18 protein-coding genes are annotated in these 16,811 nt (G+C 62.1%); 8 read left to right on the plus strand and 10 right to left on the minus strand.

The annotated features are described in order from the left end of the window. Positions 1–42: 42 nt before the first annotated feature. Positions 43–762, minus strand: coding sequence for a TorF family putative porin (locus JFU57_RS15680; protein WP_078473903.1), 720 nt, complete (start codon positions 760–762; stop codon positions 43–45). 195 nt (positions 763–957) lie between these two features. Next, positions 958–1,146, minus strand: a complete 189-nt coding sequence (locus JFU57_RS15685; protein WP_017337097.1) for a hypothetical protein — start codon at positions 1,144–1,146, stop codon at positions 958–960. A 348-nt stretch (positions 1,147–1,494) separates the two neighbouring features. Between JFU57_RS15685 and JFU57_RS15690 the strand changes: the two genes are divergently transcribed. The 3 genes from JFU57_RS15690 to JFU57_RS15700 all read left to right on the plus strand — a co-directional run bounded on the left by JFU57_RS15690 (position 1,495) and on the right by JFU57_RS15700 (position 3,859). Next, the gene (locus JFU57_RS15690; RefSeq protein WP_201129967.1) at positions 1,495–2,331 is read left to right on the plus strand and encodes a CvfB family protein; all 837 of its coding nucleotides are present in this window, start codon (positions 1,495–1,497) and stop codon (positions 2,329–2,331) included. A 29-nt stretch (positions 2,332–2,360) separates the two neighbouring features. Further along, on the plus strand, positions 2,361–2,774 hold the full coding sequence (locus JFU57_RS15695; RefSeq protein ID WP_201129968.1) for a DUF2177 family protein: 414 nt from the start codon (positions 2,361–2,363) through the stop codon (positions 2,772–2,774). A 161-nt stretch (positions 2,775–2,935) separates the two neighbouring features. Beyond that, positions 2,936–3,859, plus strand: a complete 924-nt coding sequence (locus JFU57_RS15700; protein WP_078473905.1) for a DMT family transporter — start codon at positions 2,936–2,938, stop codon at positions 3,857–3,859. Here the strand turns inward: JFU57_RS15700 and JFU57_RS15705 are convergent. Further along, complete coding sequence (locus tag JFU57_RS15705; RefSeq protein WP_201129969.1) at positions 3,813–5,024, minus strand: MFS transporter; 1,212 nt, start codon at positions 5,022–5,024, stop codon at positions 3,813–3,815. The two genes, JFU57_RS15700 and JFU57_RS15705, sit on opposite strands and share 47 nt — an antisense overlap. A gap of 103 nt (positions 5,025–5,127) precedes the next feature. On the opposite strand from JFU57_RS15705, the gene ptrR reads away from it, so the two are divergent. Both ptrR and JFU57_RS33430 read left to right on the plus strand, forming a co-directional pair. Continuing rightward, positions 5,128–6,033, plus strand: a complete 906-nt coding sequence (gene ptrR, locus JFU57_RS15710; protein ID WP_201129970.1) for a putrescine utilization regulator PtrR — start codon at positions 5,128–5,130, stop codon at positions 6,031–6,033. Between the two features lie 124 nt (positions 6,034–6,157). Next, positions 6,158–6,286: a PA1414 family protein gene (locus JFU57_RS33430; protein ID WP_274522656.1), complete on the plus strand. Its 129-nt coding sequence runs from the start codon at positions 6,158–6,160 to the stop codon at positions 6,284–6,286. A gap of 108 nt (positions 6,287–6,394) precedes the next feature. On the opposite strand, the gene JFU57_RS15715 is transcribed toward JFU57_RS33430, so the two are convergent. The 5 genes from JFU57_RS15715 to speB all read right to left on the minus strand — a co-directional run bounded on the left by JFU57_RS15715 (position 6,395) and on the right by speB (position 11,348). Beyond that, positions 6,395–6,646, minus strand: coding sequence for an acyl carrier protein (locus JFU57_RS15715; protein WP_201129971.1), 252 nt, complete (start codon positions 6,644–6,646; stop codon positions 6,395–6,397). 310 nt (positions 6,647–6,956) lie between these two features. Then, positions 6,957–8,336, minus strand: a complete 1,380-nt coding sequence (locus JFU57_RS15720) for a sodium:solute symporter (RefSeq protein ID WP_201129972.1) — start codon at positions 8,334–8,336, stop codon at positions 6,957–6,959. A gap of 77 nt (positions 8,337–8,413) precedes the next feature. Continuing rightward, positions 8,414–9,925, minus strand: a complete 1,512-nt coding sequence (locus tag JFU57_RS15725; protein WP_201129974.1) for a purine-cytosine permease family protein — start codon at positions 9,923–9,925, stop codon at positions 8,414–8,416. 55 nt (positions 9,926–9,980) lie between these two features. Next, positions 9,981–10,388, minus strand: a complete 408-nt coding sequence (locus JFU57_RS15730; RefSeq protein WP_078473911.1) for a YybH family protein — start codon at positions 10,386–10,388, stop codon at positions 9,981–9,983. 9 nt (positions 10,389–10,397) lie between these two features. Then, positions 10,398–11,348, minus strand: a complete 951-nt coding sequence (gene speB / locus JFU57_RS15735) for an agmatinase (RefSeq protein ID WP_020297779.1) — start codon at positions 11,346–11,348, stop codon at positions 10,398–10,400. A gap of 323 nt (positions 11,349–11,671) precedes the next feature. Between speB and JFU57_RS15740 the strand changes: the two genes are divergently transcribed. Next, positions 11,672–12,565: a LysR family transcriptional regulator gene (locus JFU57_RS15740; RefSeq protein ID WP_078473912.1), complete on the plus strand. Its 894-nt coding sequence runs from the start codon at positions 11,672–11,674 to the stop codon at positions 12,563–12,565. Positions 12,566–12,575: 10 nt separating this feature from the next. Continuing rightward, positions 12,576–13,172 (plus strand): tRNA-uridine aminocarboxypropyltransferase, encoded by a 597-nt coding sequence (locus JFU57_RS15745; protein ID WP_078473913.1) that lies wholly within the window; start codon positions 12,576–12,578, stop codon positions 13,170–13,172. A gap of 4 nt (positions 13,173–13,176) precedes the next feature. Here the strand turns inward: JFU57_RS15745 and JFU57_RS15750 are convergent, their stop codons facing one another. Continuing rightward, positions 13,177–13,572, minus strand: a complete 396-nt coding sequence (locus tag JFU57_RS15750) for a YbaN family protein (RefSeq protein WP_201129976.1) — start codon at positions 13,570–13,572, stop codon at positions 13,177–13,179. A gap of 152 nt (positions 13,573–13,724) precedes the next feature. Beyond that, positions 13,725–14,312 (minus strand): UPF0149 family protein, encoded by a 588-nt coding sequence (locus JFU57_RS15755; protein WP_078473914.1) that lies wholly within the window; start codon positions 14,310–14,312, stop codon positions 13,725–13,727. Positions 14,313–14,587: 275 nt separating this feature from the next. On the opposite strand from JFU57_RS15755, the gene recQ reads away from it, so the two are divergent. Then, on the plus strand, positions 14,588–16,714 hold the full coding sequence (recQ, locus tag JFU57_RS15760) for a DNA helicase RecQ (protein WP_020297784.1): 2,127 nt from the start codon (positions 14,588–14,590) through the stop codon (positions 16,712–16,714). The last annotated feature ends 97 nt before the right edge of the window (positions 16,715–16,811 follow it).

Below are 16,811 nucleotides of genomic sequence, written 5' to 3' on the forward strand. Positions count from 1 at the left end.
TTTGTGTATCTGAACCCGAAAGGCGCCCCGCAGTTCAGCCTTTTAATAGAAGGAGCGTTCGGCCTTGAACGTCAGCAGGCCGTCGCATTCGGCGTTTTGCCCAGAATAGGCCGAGCAGTCGCCGCCGTTGAGGTTGGAGTCGCTGTAGATCAGGTTGAGGTCGATCCCCATCCACGGCCGTGAGAGCTTCACCGACCAGTCATTGAAGCTGTTGACGTAGCCACCGCTGGTGATCGACACCGGGTTGCCCAGCTGGTGGTTGGTGTATTTGACGCTGACGCCGATGCCGAATGGCGCATTCCCGCCGAGGTCGGCGAACAGGGTGCTGTTGCGTTTGTCCGGGTCGTTGCTGAAGGCCGCGCCAAAGCGGCTGCCGAGCAGGGTCAGGCCGCCGAAAAATTCATGGCTGTCCAGGGTTTCGAGCTTGGGGTAGCTGTAATGGATCATCCCCAGCTCATAGCCCAGGGTCTGGTCGAAGGGCTGCTTGTAGCCGAGGTAGGAGTCCACTTCCAGTTTGCTCGATGGGCTCAGCCCCACGCTGGGTGACCATTGCCCGGCGTACCAGCCGCTGTCATGGCTCAGGTCCAGGCCGCCGTGGAATGAGCCGGAGCTGGTCGGCTTGACCAGCCCCTGGGCCATGCTGCGCGTCGGGGTGGTGCCCAGCTTGAGGTCGAAGTCGCCCAATTCACGCTGGAAAACCTGTGCATGACTGACGGGGCTGGCCAGCAGTGCGCTGATCAGCAGGAAAGAGGGTTTGAGCATGCTGCACTCCATGGGTAGCGAGGAGCAGAAACCAAGAGCCCTTGGCAAAGGCCCGTTCTAGACGTGTGCAAGCATACCGGCGAAACCTCGGGGTTGAGGGCCGTTCGTCGATTTATGCAAGGAGAGGAGGTTCAGGCTCTAGTCCTAGCGCTTTGAGGTTCAAAGCGCTTAGGGACCAGGATGTGCTGCGGGGTATTACTTTTTGCCGAGGGTAATCTGCTTCGACGGGCCGAAAGTCTGGCCGCTGACGCCTTTGGCAATTTGCTGGATCTCGCCGCCAGACTTGAGGAATGCAGCGATCTGGTTGTTGATCGATTCGCTGGTTTCAACGGCTGGAGCTGGCTTTGCTTTGCTGTTGGATGCTTTTACACGCATGGCGGCCATTAACCTGTAGAAAATTAACTTGGCCACGCATAATACATGAAATGCTTGACAATTGCTTGGTAAATATCCTTCGGAATACTTGGGTGATAAAGAGTTGAGCATCGGACAGTGCTCGCTGTATTTACCTAAGCTGCTGTTTTAACTAAAACTTTGGCTTGATTATGGCGTTTTTTAGCGGTCAGGTTGGGGAGTTCGGGACGGCCTCTGCCTGACGAGCGGAGGCCTATGGCTGCGGAAATCGAGAAAAATCAATGTCTTCAAGGAAATTTCGCCCACCGCCCGCCTGCGCATCAAACCAACCGGGTAAAACCCCTGTAGAATGCCGCCCACGCAATGAGGGTATTGGAAATGGCTTTAGTCGGGCGCTACAACAGTTTGCAAGTGGTTAAACACACTAACTTTGGTTTGTATCTGGACGGTGGGGCGGACGGCGAGATATTGCTGCCTAATCGTTATATTCCCAAAGATATTCCCAGTGAAGACGAAGACTGGCTCAATGTTTTTGTTTATCTGGACAGTGCAGACAAACTCATTGCAACTACTGAAAAACCGAAAGTTCAAGTCGGTGAGTTCGCCAGTCTTAAAGTCGTTGAAGTTAACAGCATCGGTGTATTCCTCGATTGGGGTTTGCCCAAGGATCTGTTGCTGCCGTACTCCGAAGAAAAGCGCCAGATGACCGCCGGCGAGTACTGCGTGGTGCACGTCTATCTCGACAAGCACACCCGCCGTATCACCGCCACCGCGCGCCTTGATCGCTACCTGGACAAGACCCCGGCCAACTACCAGCCGGGTCAGGAAGTCGACTTGCTGGTGGCCGAAGCCACCGACATGGGCTTCAAGGCGATCATCAACAACAAGCACTGGGGGCTGATCCACAAGAACGAAGTGTTCAAGTTCCTGCGCCCGGGCAAAGAAGAAAAAGGCTTTATCAAAGAAGTTCGTGGTGACGGCAAGATCAGCCTGAGCCTGCAACCGGTGGGCGAAGAAGCTTCCACCAGCCTGAACTCGAAGATCCTCGCCAAGTTGCGTGAAAACAACGGCACCTTGCCGGTCAGCGACAAGAGCGACCCGACCGTGATTAGCGGTTTGTTCGGTGTCAGCAAAGGCAACTTCAAGAAGGCCATCGGCGCGCTTTATAAGCAGGGTCAGATCGTGATCCATGCCGACCGCATTGAACTAAGCTGAGCGGGACCCCACTGAACAGGCCATTCGACATGCGACTCCGGCTGATTGCCTATTTCGGCACATTGCTCGCGTTTCTGCTGCTCGACGGCCTTTGGCTGGGCCTGTTGATGGGGCCGACCTACAAGGCGCTGCTGGGTTCGCTGATGCTCGACCAGCCGCTGCTGGCCCCCGCAGCGCTGTTTTATCTGCTGTATGTCCTGGGTTGCCTGGTGTTTGCGGTACAGCCGGCGCTGGCTCGGGGCAGTTGGCTGCACAGTACGCGGCTCGGTGCTTTGCTCGGGCTGGTGGCCTACGGCACCTATGACCTGAGCAACTGGTCGACCCTGCACGGCTGGTCGGCGCAGTTGGCCTTGTTGGACATGGCCTGGGGCACCTTCGCCAGCGCTGTCGCCTGCAGTATCGGCTATGCCTGTGCGCGGCGCTTTGGCGGTCCTCGCGCTTAGCCGGTCTTGCCTTGTGCCGCCACGGATGTGGATGGCCGGCGATGTCCTGGCAATGCCTTTTCGTACACCCACCTGATTCTGTTTCGCCACGCAGCCATCGCGAGGCTTTTTCGTTTTTGTCGAGTAACTGCCATGTCGTTGATTAACGTTGAGTGTTTGCGGTGAGCACCGAGCGGCGTAGCGCCGATGGCTTTGCCCTGCAAGTGATGCTGGGGCTGTGCCTGATCTGGGGCGTGCAGCAGGTGATGATCAAGTGGGCGGCGGCGGATATTGCACCGGTGATGCAGGCTGCGGCGCGCTCCGGGATTTCCGCGCTGCTGGTGGCCTTGTTGATGTGCTGGAAGGGCGGCTGGTCGCAGATCGGCAGCACCTGGCGTGGCGGCTTGCTGGCCGGCAGCCTGTTCGGCCTGGAGTTTCTGTTTATCGCCGAAGGCCTGCAGCTGACCAGCGCCGCCCATATGTCGGTGTTTCTGTACACCGCGCCGATTTTTACCGCGCTGGGGGTGAACTGGCTGTTGCCCAGTGAGCGCCTGCGGCCCCTGCAGTGGCTGGGGATTCTGCTGGCGTTTATCGGCATCAGCATTGCCTTTGCCGGCGGCATATCCCTGGAGAACCTGGACCGGCGCATGTTGCTGGGCGACACCTTGGGCCTGCTGGCCGGCATGGCCTGGGGCGCGACCACTGTGGTCGTGCGTGCCTCGCGGCTGTCCGAGGCGCCGGCGACCCTGACCCTGTTCTATCAATTGATCGTCGGCTTTGTCGGCCTGCTGCTGATTGCTGCGCTGAGCGGGCAGATCAGCCATGTCAGCCTGACCCCGGTGGCGGTCGCCAGTGTGTTGTTCCAGGGGCTGGTGGTGTCGTTTTTCAGCTACCTGACCTGGTTCTGGCTGCTGCGGCGTTATCTGGCGGCCAACCTGGCGGTGTTCTCCTTCATGACCCCGCTGTTCGGCGTGACCTTTGGCGTGGTGCTGCTCGGTGAGCCCCTGAGCTTCAACTTCGTGATGGGCGCGGTGCTGGTGCTGTTGGGCATTACGTTCGTCAGCGCCGAACAGTGGTTGCGCCGACGTATTCGCCGCTTTCTGTAAGGGTTGCGCAGGGTGTCGGGCTCTTGCCGGCAAGCCGCTGGCGGCTTAACAGCAACGCCCCCGCCAGCAGCAGGCCCCCGCCGGCGATGATCAGCGCCGGGTGCAGGTCGCCGCTGTAATGGCTGCTCAGGGCCGCGAGCAGCGGACCGCTCAACTGGCCAATGGCGAAGCAGGCGGTCAACAGCCCGGCGTTGCGCTGGGTGGCATGGGGCGCGATCTCCCGTGAGCGCTGCATCACCAATTGCATGCAGGCCAGGAACGAAGTCCCGCACAGGATCACCCCCAGTACCAGCCCGGTGCCATCGCCCAGCAGGCAGGCGAAGACCCCGGCAGCTTGCATCCACAGCGTTGCCATCAGCCAATAGCGGGTTGCCCCGGGGCTGGCGCGGCGCAGGCTGACCAGCAATACCCCGAGCGCCGCCGTCAGGCCGAAACAGGGCCAGAACAGGTCTGCCTGCCACTGGCCTTGGAAATGCGCGCTGGCCATCTGCGAAAGAAAGGTCGCCGGGATGATGTAGCCCAGGCCATACAGACCGTAGATCAGCCCCAGGCGGGGGATTTCCCGGCCCTCGGCAGTAGCAGGCGCGGGCGCGGTGAGCGGCATGGATTCGGGCTGCGGGAGGATCGGCAGGATCACCAGCAGCATCAGCAAACCGACCGCGGCATACACCAGCCAGAGCATGGCCGAACTTTGCCCGAGCAGGTTCGAGCCCAGCGCCAGCAACCCGGTCAGAAAGATACCCAGGCCCGGCCCGGCAAATACCAGGGCGCCGAGCCGTGGTCGACCGGCTGCCTGGGCCAGGGGCTGGCTCAGGGCGGTGATCATCACCAGCACCCAGGCGCTGGCTACCCCGGTGCCGAAGCGCAGCAGCAAGTGTGCCCAGAAGCCTTGGGCCCAGAACGAGGCCAGGGTCAGCAGCACGCACAACCACAGGCCGCCGAGCAGGCGCTGGCGAACCTGGCGAGGGCGTCGGGCAAACATTGCATCCAGGGCGCCCAACAGGTAGCCCAGGTAATTGGCGGCGGCGATCAGGCCGGCGGCGGTCAGGTCAATCTGGCCTTCGCTGAGCAGATGGGGCAACTGCGGGGTGAGGGCAAAACGGCCAATGCCCATGGCCATCATCAAGGCGATAAAGCTGGCGAGCAGGCGAATCAGCGGGGACATGGTCAGGGTTCCATCAGTGGAGCAGTGACCGTCAGGCTAGGATCGATTGACTTTCTTTAAAAATGAATAATATTAAGCAACTTGTTCACTTTTGGAGAGTGTCGTGGAATTCAGCCAGCTCCGCATCTTCCAGGCTGTGGCCGAGGAGGGTTCCATTACCCGCGCGGCCGAGCGTCTGCATCGGGTGCCGTCCAACCTCTCTACCCGGCTCAAGCAGTTGGAGGAGCAATTGGGCGTCGAGCTGTTTCTGCGGGAGCGGCAGCGGCTGTTGCTCTCGCCGGCGGGCAAGGTGCTGCTCGATTACAGCCTGCGCTTGTTCGCCCTGCACGATGAGGCCCAGGCCGCGCTGCAAGGAGGGCAGCCTGCGGGCGTCTTCGTGCTGGGCACCATGCACAGCTCGGCAGCCATCCAGTTGCCGCCGCTGCTGGCGCGTTATCACCGCACCTATCCGATGGTGAACCTGCAGGTGCAGTCGGCCCCCAGCGGTGAGTTGCTGGAGGGCCTGCTGACCGGGCGCCTGGATGCGGCCCTGGTCGACGGTCCGCTGCAGTTGGCGGGGCTGGACGGTGTACCCCTGTGCGATGAAACCCTGGTGCTGATCAGTGAAGCGGGCCACCCACCGGTGCGCAGCGCCCGCGACGTCGAGGGCCGAGCGGTATTTACCTTTCGTCGGGGCTGCTCCTATCGCATGCGCCTGGAGTCCTGGTTTGCCCATGACCACGCGACCATGGGCCGGGCCATGGAGATCGAGTCCTACCAGGGCATGCTCGCCTGTGTGATTGCCGGTTCAGGGGTGGCGATGATGACGCAGTCGATGCTGGCCAGCCTGCCGGGGCGGGAGAGTGTCGCGGTCCATGCCCTGGCCGAGCCGTTCGCCAGTGCCACCACCTGGTTGATGTGGCGCAAGGGCATGCTCGGCGCCAACCTCACGGCCTGGATCGAACTGCAGGAAGCCGCCAAGGCCGAAGCGGCGGTGGATGGCTGCTCTTTAAGAAAAGTCCACGGATGATTCAGATTAATCCGGTAACAGATCATTGCGATCTAGGGCGAGCAATGCGTAGGACTTAGGACTATTATCAGTGCGAAGCGGCCAAAGAATCCCGTCGCTCGGCATGACCCTTAAGGGGGGCGCTATGAAAGACAAACTGCAAAACTGGCTTCACGACCTTGGCGTCGCATTGGGCCTGATCGAGCCACCGTTGCAGCCGGTGCCGATTCGTACGGACGACGACCAACGACGTCGGCAGCAAAAACGCCGCTGATCGGGTCGATGTGGAGCAAGCGCAAGGCTTGCTCCTCTACTTTTCAACCCGCGCCGAGGATGTGGCTACGTCCCCATAGGCGCACTCCCAGTGTTCTCACCTTGATGTTCAATGCCTGGAAATCTTCAGCAAAAACTGACTGAGGTCATTGGCCGTGCTCGCGGCCTTGAGCAGTTGATCTTCCTCGTGGGTAAACGCTGTCAGTCCGAACTCATCTTCCAGATGGAAAATCAATTCCTCCAGATCCTGCTTGTCCAGGCCCAGCGTTTGCAGGTCGAGATGGTCGTCGAACGGCTGGTTGCGCTCCAGCAGGCGGCGGATGTAGTCGTGCACGACTTGGCGCACATGGGCGCGTTTCATGACCGGGGCTCCGGCAGACAATCCAATGGGGCGCTTGCGCAGCAGGGGGGATGGCATGGGGGGATGGTGCCGAGTGGCAAGTCAAAGGCGTTCATGAGCACCTCGGGTCTTATTGTTATTTACCCTTGGCCGCGACCGGCGGAGCTGGTGCGGTGCTAGTCGCAGTACAGCACAGGTTGCTCGGGCTTGCCGCGAGCCTGGGTGTGCCCTTGACGGGTAGGCGTACGGCGCTTTTCCCCAGGCAAAAAAACGGGTGCAGCCTCCGACGCTGCACCCGCTGAAGAAACTCCCAAAAATGTACGAATTCAGCTTAAACCGCGTTGGCCAGGGGAGCCGGGCGGCGGGACAGCAGGCTGACCACCACGAAGCTGATCAGGCCGACAGCCAGGCTGTAGTAGATCGGTGTGTTGGCGTCCAGGCCGTCCTTGATCATGAACGCCAGAGCCGTGGCGAAACCCAGGCCCATGCTGGCGATGGCGCCGGAGGTGGTTGCGCGCTTCCAGAAAATCGCTCCGATCAGCGGAATCAGCATGCCGCCCACCAACAGGTTGTAGGCCAGGGTCAGGGCGCTGATCACGTCGTTGACCACCAGGGCGATGCCCAGCACCACGATCCCGGTGAGGAAGGTGAACAGGCGGTTGATGCCCAGGCTCGACTGTTTGCCGCCACGCAGTTTCGGCAGCAGGTCTTCGGTCAGTGTGGTGGAGGCGGCGAGCAGGCCGGCGCTGGCGGTGGACATCATGGCGGCCAGTGCGGCAGCGATCACCAGGCCACGGATACCGTCCGGCAGCGAGGCTTTGACGATGGCGGCAAAGGCGTTGTTGACGTTGTCCAGGTCCGGCAGCAGCACGTGGGCGGCCATGCCGATCAGGGCGCAGGCCAGGCCGTAGATGATGCAGTAGACGCCGGCGACGGTGCCTGCATACTGGGCCACTTTATCGGTCTTGGCGGTGAACACCCGTTGCCAGATGTCCTGGCCGATCAGGATGCCGAAGAAGTAGATCATGAAGTAGGTGATGATCGTGTCCCAGCCGATGGTGGTGAAGCTGAAGCTCGAGGCCGGCAGCTTGCTCACCAGTTCGTCCCAGCCGCCGACGCGGTACAGGCAGATCGGCAACAGGATAAACATCAGGCCCACGGTCTTGATCACGAACTGCACGATGTCGGTCAGGGTCAGCGACCACATGCCGCCGATCGCCGAATACACCACCACCACGCCACCGCCAAGCAGGACCGAGATCCAGAACGGCAGGCCGAACAGCACTTGCAGCACGGTGCCGATGGCCAGGATCGAGGTCACGCCGATCATCAGCGCGTACGCCAGCATGATCACCGCGCTGGCCTGGCGGGCCATGGGGTTGTAGCGCTTTTCCAGGACCTGGGTCACGGTGAAGATCCGCAGCTTGAGCAGCGGTTTGGCCAGGAACAGGTTCAGCGCAATGATGCCCAGGCCCAGTGCGGCGCACAGCCAGAACCCGGAGATGCCATGCACATAACCCAGGCGCACGGTGCCAACGGTCGAGGCGCCACCCAGCACGGTCGCGGCCATGGTGCCCATGTACAGCGTCGGGCCCAGGTTGCGGCCGGCCACCAGGTAGTCCTCGTGGGTCTTGGCCTTGCGCATGCCGTAGTAGCCGAGCACCAGCATTGCGGCAGCGTAGATAAGTACGACAAATAGATCTAAAGCCATGATGGCGTTTCTCCGATTATCTTTTTTATGGTGAAACTATTAGGTCAGGCAAGCGCCGGCCAGCCGGCGCCTTGAACTCAGACGGTTTGGCCGAGGGCCGGTTTGGTGAGCGAATCCATGCCCTTGCTGCGTGGGTCGCCTGGACCGAACACCGCTGCCGGTTCCGGGAACAGGCCGAGTAGCACCAGGTACACCAGGGAGGCCAGGCCGAGGGTGACCGGCAGGCTGATGTCGATGCCGCCGGCCAGTTCGCCAAGCACCCCGACGAACTGCCCCGGCAGGTTGACGAAGCACAGGCCCACCAGCGCGCTGGGGATCCAGGCGCCGAGGCCGCGCCAGTTCCAGCCGTGCTGGAACCAGTAGCGGCCGCCTTGTTCGCCACGGGTGAAAACTTGCAGGTCATCCGGGCAGTAGAAGCCGCGCCGCACCAGCAGTCCGATGATCATGATCACCATCCATGGCGTGGTGCAGGTGATGATCAGCACGGCGAAGGTCGACACGCTCTGTACCAGATTCGCCGCAAAGCGCCCGATAAAGATGAAGGCAATCGACAGCACGCCGATCAGCAGGGTCGCCTTGACCCGCGACAGCAGGCGCGGGAACACGCTGGACATGTCCAGCCCGGTGCCATACAGCGACGTGGTGCCGGTGGACATGCCGCCGATCACCGCAATCAGGCACACCGGCAGGAAAAACCAGCTCGGCGAGACCGCCAGCAGCCCGCCGACGTAGTTGTTGGCGGCGATGTAGTTCGGCGCCTTGATCGCAACGATGGTCGCGGTGGCCAGGCCGAACAGGAAAGGGATCAGGGTTGCCAGTTGCGCCGCGATCACGGCCAGCATGATGCGTGCTTTCGGGGTTTCCCGCGGGATATAGCGCGACCAGTCGCCAAGGAAGGCGCCGAAGGAGATCGGGTTGCTCATGGCCACCAGCGCGGCGCCGATAAAGGCCGCCCAGAACCCGGCCTGGCCCATGGCGACGGTTCCGGCGAACTGGCTGTCGAAGGTCGGCGCGAAGGCGAAGATCCCCAGCAGGAACAACAGGCTCGCGGCCCACACCGCAATACGGTTGACCCAGAGCATGAAGCGGAAGCCGTAGATGCACACCGTCAGCACCAGGATCGCAAACAGGCCGTAGGCCAGGCCCAGGCTCAGGTCGGTTTCCGGCAGGCCGATCAGGCGCTTGGCGCCACCGATCAGCGCATCCCCCGAGCTCCAGACCGAGAGCGAGAAGAAGGCGATGGCGGTCAGCAATGACAGGAACGAGCCGACGATCCGCCCGTGCACGCCAAAGTGCGCGCCGGAGGAGACGGCGTTGTTGGTGCCGTTGAGCGGGCCGAACAGGCCCATGGGCGCCAGGATCAGCGCCCCGAGCACCACGCCGAGGACGATGGCCCAGACTCCGGCCTGGAACGACAGGCCGAACAACACCGGGAAGCTGCCGAGCACGGCGGTGGCAAAGGTATTGGCGCCGCCGAAGATCAGACGAAACAGGTCGCCGGGGCCGGCGCTGCGTTCGTGATCGGGGATCTGTTCGACCCCGTTGGTTTCAATGCTGCTAAGGCTGTGTTCTTTGTTGTTGTTATTCATGATCTGCTCCGATCATCGAGGCGCGCCCATCGTGTGCGGGCGTCACCTGTATTGGCTAAGGGGGTGGCAGCCCTTCCGGCATGGCGGATAAATGTTCGTGGCAGGCCAGCCAATGGCCTTGTTGTTGTCGGCGAAACACGATGGTTTCGCGCTCCTGGCTGAAGTGTTGCTCCCCTTGCATGCGCAGCTCGGTGGCCACGTCATGAATAAACAGCGCCACGTCGCCTTGCAGGCTGACGAAGGCATTGCTCGAGGTGCACGCGAGCACCTCGAAGCCATCCTCGGCGCGCCATTGGTCCCACAACACCTGATAGGCATCGCGGGACAACAGCGGCTGGGGAAGGGTGTAGAACACAAAACTGGCATCGCGGCTGAACGCCGCGAAGTAGGCTTCGCGGTCGTTGCGGGCGAAGGCCGCGACCAATGCGGCAGCGGCGTTGAGGACGTTCTCCTGATCGCTCATGGCCGGGACTCAGCGGTGGGCCACGCCAGGCAGTACGCAGAGCATCTCGTACAGCAGGTTGGCGCCCAGCAGCGAGGTATTGCCGGTGGTGTCGTAGGGTGGAGAGACTTCTACCAGGTCGCAGCCGATCAGGTCCAGGCCCTGGCAGCCACGGACGATTTCGATGGCCTGGATGGTGGTCAGGCCGCCAATTTCCGGGGTGCCGGTGCCAGGGGCCCAGGCCGGGTCGATGCCGTCGATGTCAAAGCTCAGGTACACCGGGCCGCCGCCGACTTTTTCGCGGACTTCGGCCATCAGCGGGGCCAGGGATTTGTGCCAGCACTCTTCGGCCTGGACCACGCGGAACCCTTGTTTGCGGCTCCAGTTGAAGTCTTCAGCGGTGTAGCCCTGGGCACGCAGGCCGATCTGTACCACGCGGTCGCAGTCCAGCAGGCCTTCTTCCACTGCACGGCGGAAGGTGGTGCCGTGGGCGATTTTCTCGCCGAACATGTGGTCGTTCACATCCGCGTGGGCGTCGATGTGCACCAGGCCGACCTTGCCGTGCTTCTTATGGATCGCGCGCAAAATCGGCAGGGTGATGGTGTGGTCGCCACCCAGGGTCAGGGGAATCACGTTGTGTTCGAGGATGCCGTCGTAGGCTTCTTCGATGATGCGAACCGCGTCCAGCAGGTTGAAGGTGTTGATCGCCACGTCGCCGATGTCGGCAACCGACAGCGAGTCGAAGGGGGCGGCGCCGGTGGCCATGTTGTACGGGCGAATCATCACCGATTCAGCGCGGATTTCTCGCGGGCCGAAGCGGGTGCCGGCGCGCAGCGAGGTGCCGATATCCAGCGGGATGCCGATGAACGCGGCATCGAGGCCGGCGGCGGTGGGCAAATGGGGAAGACGCATCATGGTGGCGATGCCGCCGAAGCGCGGCATTTCGTTGCCGCCCAGTGGTTGGTGAAGGATCTTGTCCACGGGATTGGCCTCATCGTTGTTTTATTTTTGGGCTGGGCGGCGCAGAAGGCTCTGCCCGCACAACCGAGTGAGGCCGATTCTGCGAAATGCGCTGCGGGGAAAGAATCGCTGTGAACAAATACTTAGTTCAGATTTTTCTGAACTAATGCCGAGCTTGGCGCTAGACTCTCGCCCAGCCGCCACGCCCCCTGTGGCGAGGATGCTCGCTCCCGCTCGGTGATGCAGCCGGCGTAATCCGGGTGTGTGCTGGGTCGGTTCAAGCCGGCGGCAGGTATTTTTCTCAGCCATGGATGGTGTTTTTTCGCTGGTTATCGGAGCCCGTCATGGCCAACGCTTTACCTGATCTGAAACTATTGCGCATCTTTGTCAGCGTGGTGCGGCATCAGGGGTTCGCCAATGCCCAGCACGAACTCAATCTGTCGACCTCGGCTATCAGCACCTACATGAGCCAGCTGGAAGCGGCGCTGGGGCTGGTGCTGTGCCATCGCGGGCGCGGCGGTTTCAGTCTCACCAGCAAGGGCGAGCTGTTCCATCAGGAAACCCTGCGCCTGCTCGGCGAACTCGAAGGCTTCGAGCAATACGCCGCGGCGCTCAAGGGCGAGTTGCGCGGTACCCTGAACCTGGGGGTGATCGACTCCACCGTCAGCGACAAGGCCCTGCCTTTCGCCGAAGCCATTGGCGCCTACAGCCAGGAGCACCCGGCGGTGCATTTGCACTTGTCGGTCATGAGCCCTTACGAGTTGCAGCTGGGGGTGCAGGACAACCGCCTGGACCTGGCCATCGGCGCGTTCTCCACGCGCATGAGCGGCCTGGTGTACATGCCGTTGTACCGCGAGCAGCACTGGCTGTATTGCAGCAATCGGCATCCACTGTTTACCGAGCGGCGGATTCCCGAACAACTGATCACCCAGCAGCGCATGGTGGGCCGGGGCTATTGGAGCCAGGCAGAGCTGGCCCGGCATGGTTTCAAGCACAGCGCGGCGACTGTGGAGAGTATGGAGGCGCAGTTGATTCTGGTGCTGTCCGGTGCCTACATCGGCTACCTGCCGGAGCACTACGCCCAGGCCTGGGCCGACAAGGGCGACCTGAGGGTGTTGCTGCCGGCGACCTTTGGCTACCAGGCGCCGTTCTCGATGATCATGCGCCGTGGGCGCAGCCGCGAGCCTCTGATCCAGACCTTCCGCGACCTGCTCAAGGCGCAGCTCAACCAGGCTTGAGGAGGCCGCTATGTCACGAAGTCAATGCCCGCGCTGCCTGCGCCCCGAAAGCCATTGCCTGTGCGCGTTGATACCGCAGCTGGACAGCCGCACCCGGGTGCTGCTGCTGCAGCATCCCAGTGAGGTCAACCATGCGTTGAACACCGCCCGCCTGGCGGCCCTGGGCCTGACCAATGCCGAGCTGATCGTCGGCGAAGTGTTCGCGGACTTGCCGCAGTTGCTGAATCGCCCTGGCTATCAGGCCAGGTTGCTGTTCCCGGCTGATGACGCACAGACGTTGCAGGCCTATGGCCCAGCGGCGCAGCCGTTGTTGCTGGTGGTGCCCGACGGCACCTGGCGCAAGGCGCGCAAGCTGCTGCACCTCAACCCGCTGCTGGCAGCGTTGCCGCGAGTCAGCCTGGGGCAGGGCGGGGTGTCGCGCTATCGCCTGCGCAAGGCGCCCGGGCCAGGAGCGTTATCGACCTTGGAGGCCATCGTCCAGGCCTTGCAAACCCTGGAAGCGCCGGCCTCGTTCGAACCTTTGCTCAAACCGTTCGAAGCCTTGATCGAGGGGCAGATTGCGGCCATGGGCGAGGACACCTATCAGCGCAACCATGGTGGCCACTGATAGCTCAGGGTTTGTTCAGGGTTTTTTGCCGCAGGATGTAAATCGTCACCAGCACCGCGCTGGTCAGCATGAAACCACGGGCCCAGGGCAGCGGCACCAGGTAGCAGGACAGGCCGATGCTCAGCCACATCAGGCCGATCGCATAGACCTTGCCCTTGAGCGGAATGCCGTTGCCATCGAGGTAGTCGCGAATCCACGGACCGAGCCGTGGATGTTCCACCAGCCAGTGGTAGAAGCGCGGCGAACTGCGGGCAAAGCAGGCGGCAGCCAGCAGCAGGAAGGGAGTGGTAGGCAGCACCGGCAGGAAAATTCCGATCACCCCTAGCACCACGCTCAACCAGCCAATGGCCAGCAGAGCGTAGCGCAGAAGCAGCGGGCGATTGCCTATGGGCGGGGTCATAGGCGACGACTCAGAACCTGTTCACGATGTGCTGTGCTTGGGGATACCGCGTTGAAAATGGCCTCGGAATGCTCATTTAGGTCCCTAAACTCCGCTTCCTCAGCCATTTCTGCCATGCCTGACCCTTCGCTCGCGAGATCGTGGGCAGCTGCTTAGTGGTGGCGTGGCTTGAGGATCGCCGGCTTTTCGTCCGGGGCGTTGCACAGCAGGTACAGCGCGGTCAGGGCTTCCGGGATTTGTACGATCATGTCGTCCATCAGGTTGGCATCGCTGGCGATGTCGGAGAATTCAGGCTGTTCGTCGAACAGGCCGGAACCGACCATGATCGGCAGGAGCATTTCGCTGACTTCTTCCTCGGCGGTTTCGAACCAGGCCGCTTCACGCAGGAACACCCCTTCCATGAAGCCGATGCACCAGCCGCGCAGGTCGGAGTCGTCCGGGTCTTCGCCCAGGTCGAGTTCGCACGGCAGCTCGAACTCTTCGTCGGACGCCAGTTGGCGGGCGATGTGGGCCTTGAGGGCAATCAGGGTGGATTCGATCACTTCGCGTTCGGTGTCGTCGCTGTAGTGCGGCTCCTCGGCGAACAGGGCGTCGATCCACTCGCGATCGGGAACGCTCTCGGAACAGATCGACAACGCAGTCAGGTAGCCGTGAGCGGCCACGTAGTCCAGCGCCTCGTCGTGCAGCTCATCGGCGTCGAGGAAGACTTGCAGGCGGGTTAGTTGCTCGGCGAAGGACATTGAGGGGCTACCTTGGGGAATAAACGATGCTGAATTCTAGGCCTTCTTGAGCGCCCAGGCCAGCCGCAGCGCAGATTTGAACGCTTCCAAAGGTTACCGGTGGCTGATTGTCGGCACCCTTTGTCGGGGAGGGCTCGGGTATACTCGCGCGTTTTGTGATGCCCTGCAGGCGTTGCGGCGGTTGCGGAAAAGTCCGCTAACGGATTTGTCCGTGAAGCCCGGCGTGTTTTCAGTCAGCCTGCGCTCAGGGATTTCAGCGATTTTTGGAGTTTTTCATGCTCGAACAGGCTCAACGCGTCCTCAAGGACATCTTCGGCTACGACAGTTTCCGTGGTCGCCAAGGTGCGATCATTGAGCGCGTGGCCAGTGGCGGCGATGCCCTGGTGCTGATGCCCACCGGCGGCGGCAAGTCCCTGTGTTTCCAGGTTCCGGCGCTGCTGCGCGAAGGCCTGGCGGTGGTGGTATCGCCGCTGATCGCGCTGATGGACGACCAGGTCGCCACCCTTGAAGAACTCGGCGTCGCCGCCGCCGCGCTGAACTCCACCCTCAGCGCCGAGCAGCAGCGCGACCTGGCGGCGCGCATCCGTCGCGGCGAGGTGAAAATGCTCTACTTGGCCCCAGAGCGCCTGGTGCAGCCACGCATGCTGTCGTTCCTGCAGGGGCTGGATATCGCCCTGTTCGCCATCGACGAAGCGCACTGTGTCTCGCAATGGGGTCACGACTTCCGCCCGGAATACCTGCAACTGGGGCAGTTGGCGGAAATGTTCCCCGATGTGCCGCGCATTGCCCTGACCGCCACCGCCGACAAGCGCACCCGCGAAGAAATCGTCACCCGCCTGCATTTGCAGGAGGCCGAGCGTTTCCTGTCGAGCTTTGACCGGCCGAACATTTTCTACCGCATCGTGCCCAAGGAGCAGCCGCGCAAGCAGTTGCTGGCGTTCCTCAACGAGCGGCGCAGTGATGCGGGCATCGTTTATTGCCTGTCGCGCAAGAAGGTCGATGAAGTCGCCGCGTTTCTCTGCGAGCAGGGCTTCCCGGCGCTGCCGTACCACGCTGGGCTGCCCAGCGATCTGCGGGCTCACAACCAGAAGCGCTTCCTCAATGAGGAAGGCCTGATCATGGTGGCGACCATTGCCTTCGGCATGGGCATCGACAAATCCAACGTGCGGTTCGTCGCCCACATGGATTTGCCCAAGTCCCTCGAGGCCTATTACCAGGAAACCGGGCGCGCCGGCCGTGATGGCCTGCCAGCCGATGCCTGGATGGTCTACGGCCTGCAGGACGTGGTGATGCTCAAGCAGATGCTGCAGAACTCCGAAGGTGACGAGCGCCACAAGCGTCTGGAACAGCACAAGCTCGACGCGATGCTGGCGCTGTGCGAAGAAACCCGCTGCCGTCGGCAGACCCTGCTGGCCTACTTCGATGAGGACATGCCACAACCCTGCGGGCATTGCGACAACTGTGTCGACGGCGTGCAAACCTGGGATGCCACCGAGCCGGCCCGACAGGCCTTGTCGGCGATCTATCGCACCGGCCAGCGTTATGGCGTCGGCCACCTGGTGGACGTGTTGCTGGGCAAGGATAACGAGAAGGTGCGCAGCTTCGGTCATCAGCACCTGTCGGTGTTCGGTGTCGGCAAGGCCCGTAGCGAGGGCGAATGGCGTTCGCTGTTTCGCCAGTTGGTGGCGCGCGGCCTGGCCGATATTGATCTTGAAGGGTATGGCGGCCTGCGCCTGAGCGACAGCTGCCGGCCGCTGCTCAAGGGCGAAGTGACCCTGGAATTGCGCCGCGAGCTCAAGCCGCAGACCACCACCAAGACCAGCACCAGCCAGGCCAGCCAACTGGTGCGTGGCGAAGAGCGCGAACAGTGGGAAGCCCTGCGTGCCCTGCGGCGCAAACTGGCGGAAGAGCACGGTGTGCCGCCGTACGTCATCTTCCCCGATTCGACCTTGCTCGAAATGCTGCGCAGCCAACCCACGTCCCTGGCGGAAATGGCCAAGGTCAGCGGCGTCGGCGCGCGCAAGCTCGAGCGTTACGGCGAGGCCTTCCTCGAAGTGCTGGGGGGCGAGGTCGAGGCGCCGAAAGTGGTGGCCGATATTCGCCACGAGCTGATTACCCTGGCGCGTGCCGGCATGACCCCGGTGCAGATCGCCGGGCAGCTGCAATGTTCGGAAAAGAACGTCTACACCCTGCTGGCCGAGGCTGTCGGCAAGCAGGAGTTGTCGCTGGAACAGGCGTTGGATCTGCCGGAAGACCTGCTGGGTGAGATTCAGGATGCCTTCCTGGACGGCGAGGGTGAGCTGCCGCCGGTGGCCGAAATTGCCGAGTTGTTCGCCGGACGGGTGCCTGAAGGCGTTCTGTACTGCGTGAGGGCGGCGCTGCAATCGGAATTCGAAATGTGAGTCGCTGCGTCAACGAAGTAACGATTCAGTACATGTCGGGCCTTGCCTCCGGGCAAGGCGCATGCTTAGCTGACTAATTATTAGTTTTCACTACTTC

Source organism: Pseudomonas sp. TH07 (assembly GCF_016651285.1).
GTDB lineage: Bacteria > Pseudomonadota > Gammaproteobacteria > Pseudomonadales > Pseudomonadaceae > Aquipseudomonas.

Excerpts from the sequence above, each read along its gene's own strand:
- JFU57_RS15740 (WP_078473912.1), top strand. The coding sequence starts at position 11,672 with ATGGCCAACGCTTTACCTGATCTGAAACTATTGCGCATCTTTGTCAGC.
- JFU57_RS15695 (WP_201129968.1), top strand. The coding sequence starts at position 2,361 with ATGCGACTCCGGCTGATTGCCTATTTCGGCACATTGCTCGCGTTTCTG.
- JFU57_RS15685 (WP_017337097.1), bottom strand. The coding sequence starts at position 1,146 with ATGGCCGCCATGCGTGTAAAAGCATCCAACAGCAAAGCAAAGCCAGCT.
- JFU57_RS15720 (WP_201129972.1), bottom strand. The coding sequence starts at position 8,336 with ATGGCTTTAGATCTATTTGTCGTACTTATCTACGCTGCCGCAATGCTG.
- JFU57_RS15690 (WP_201129967.1), top strand. The coding sequence starts at position 1,495 with ATGGCTTTAGTCGGGCGCTACAACAGTTTGCAAGTGGTTAAACACACT.
- JFU57_RS15680 (WP_078473903.1), bottom strand. The coding sequence starts at position 762 with ATGCTCAAACCCTCTTTCCTGCTGATCAGCGCACTGCTGGCCAGCCCC.
- JFU57_RS33430 (WP_274522656.1), top strand. The coding sequence starts at position 6,158 with ATGAAAGACAAACTGCAAAACTGGCTTCACGACCTTGGCGTCGCATTG.
- JFU57_RS15725 (WP_201129974.1), bottom strand. The coding sequence starts at position 9,925 with ATGAATAACAACAACAAAGAACACAGCCTTAGCAGCATTGAAACCAAC.
- JFU57_RS15750 (WP_201129976.1), bottom strand. The coding sequence starts at position 13,572 with ATGACCCCGCCCATAGGCAATCGCCCGCTGCTTCTGCGCTACGCTCTG.
- JFU57_RS15745 (WP_078473913.1), top strand. The coding sequence starts at position 12,576 with ATGTCACGAAGTCAATGCCCGCGCTGCCTGCGCCCCGAAAGCCATTGC.
- recQ (WP_020297784.1), top strand. The coding sequence starts at position 14,588 with ATGCTCGAACAGGCTCAACGCGTCCTCAAGGACATCTTCGGCTACGAC.
- JFU57_RS15755 (WP_078473914.1), bottom strand. The coding sequence starts at position 14,312 with ATGTCCTTCGCCGAGCAACTAACCCGCCTGCAAGTCTTCCTCGACGCC.
- JFU57_RS15730 (WP_078473911.1), bottom strand. The coding sequence starts at position 10,388 with ATGAGCGATCAGGAGAACGTCCTCAACGCCGCTGCCGCATTGGTCGCG.
- JFU57_RS15715 (WP_201129971.1), bottom strand. The coding sequence starts at position 6,646 with ATGAAACGCGCCCATGTGCGCCAAGTCGTGCACGACTACATCCGCCGC.
- JFU57_RS15705 (WP_201129969.1), bottom strand. The coding sequence starts at position 5,024 with ATGTCCCCGCTGATTCGCCTGCTCGCCAGCTTTATCGCCTTGATGATG.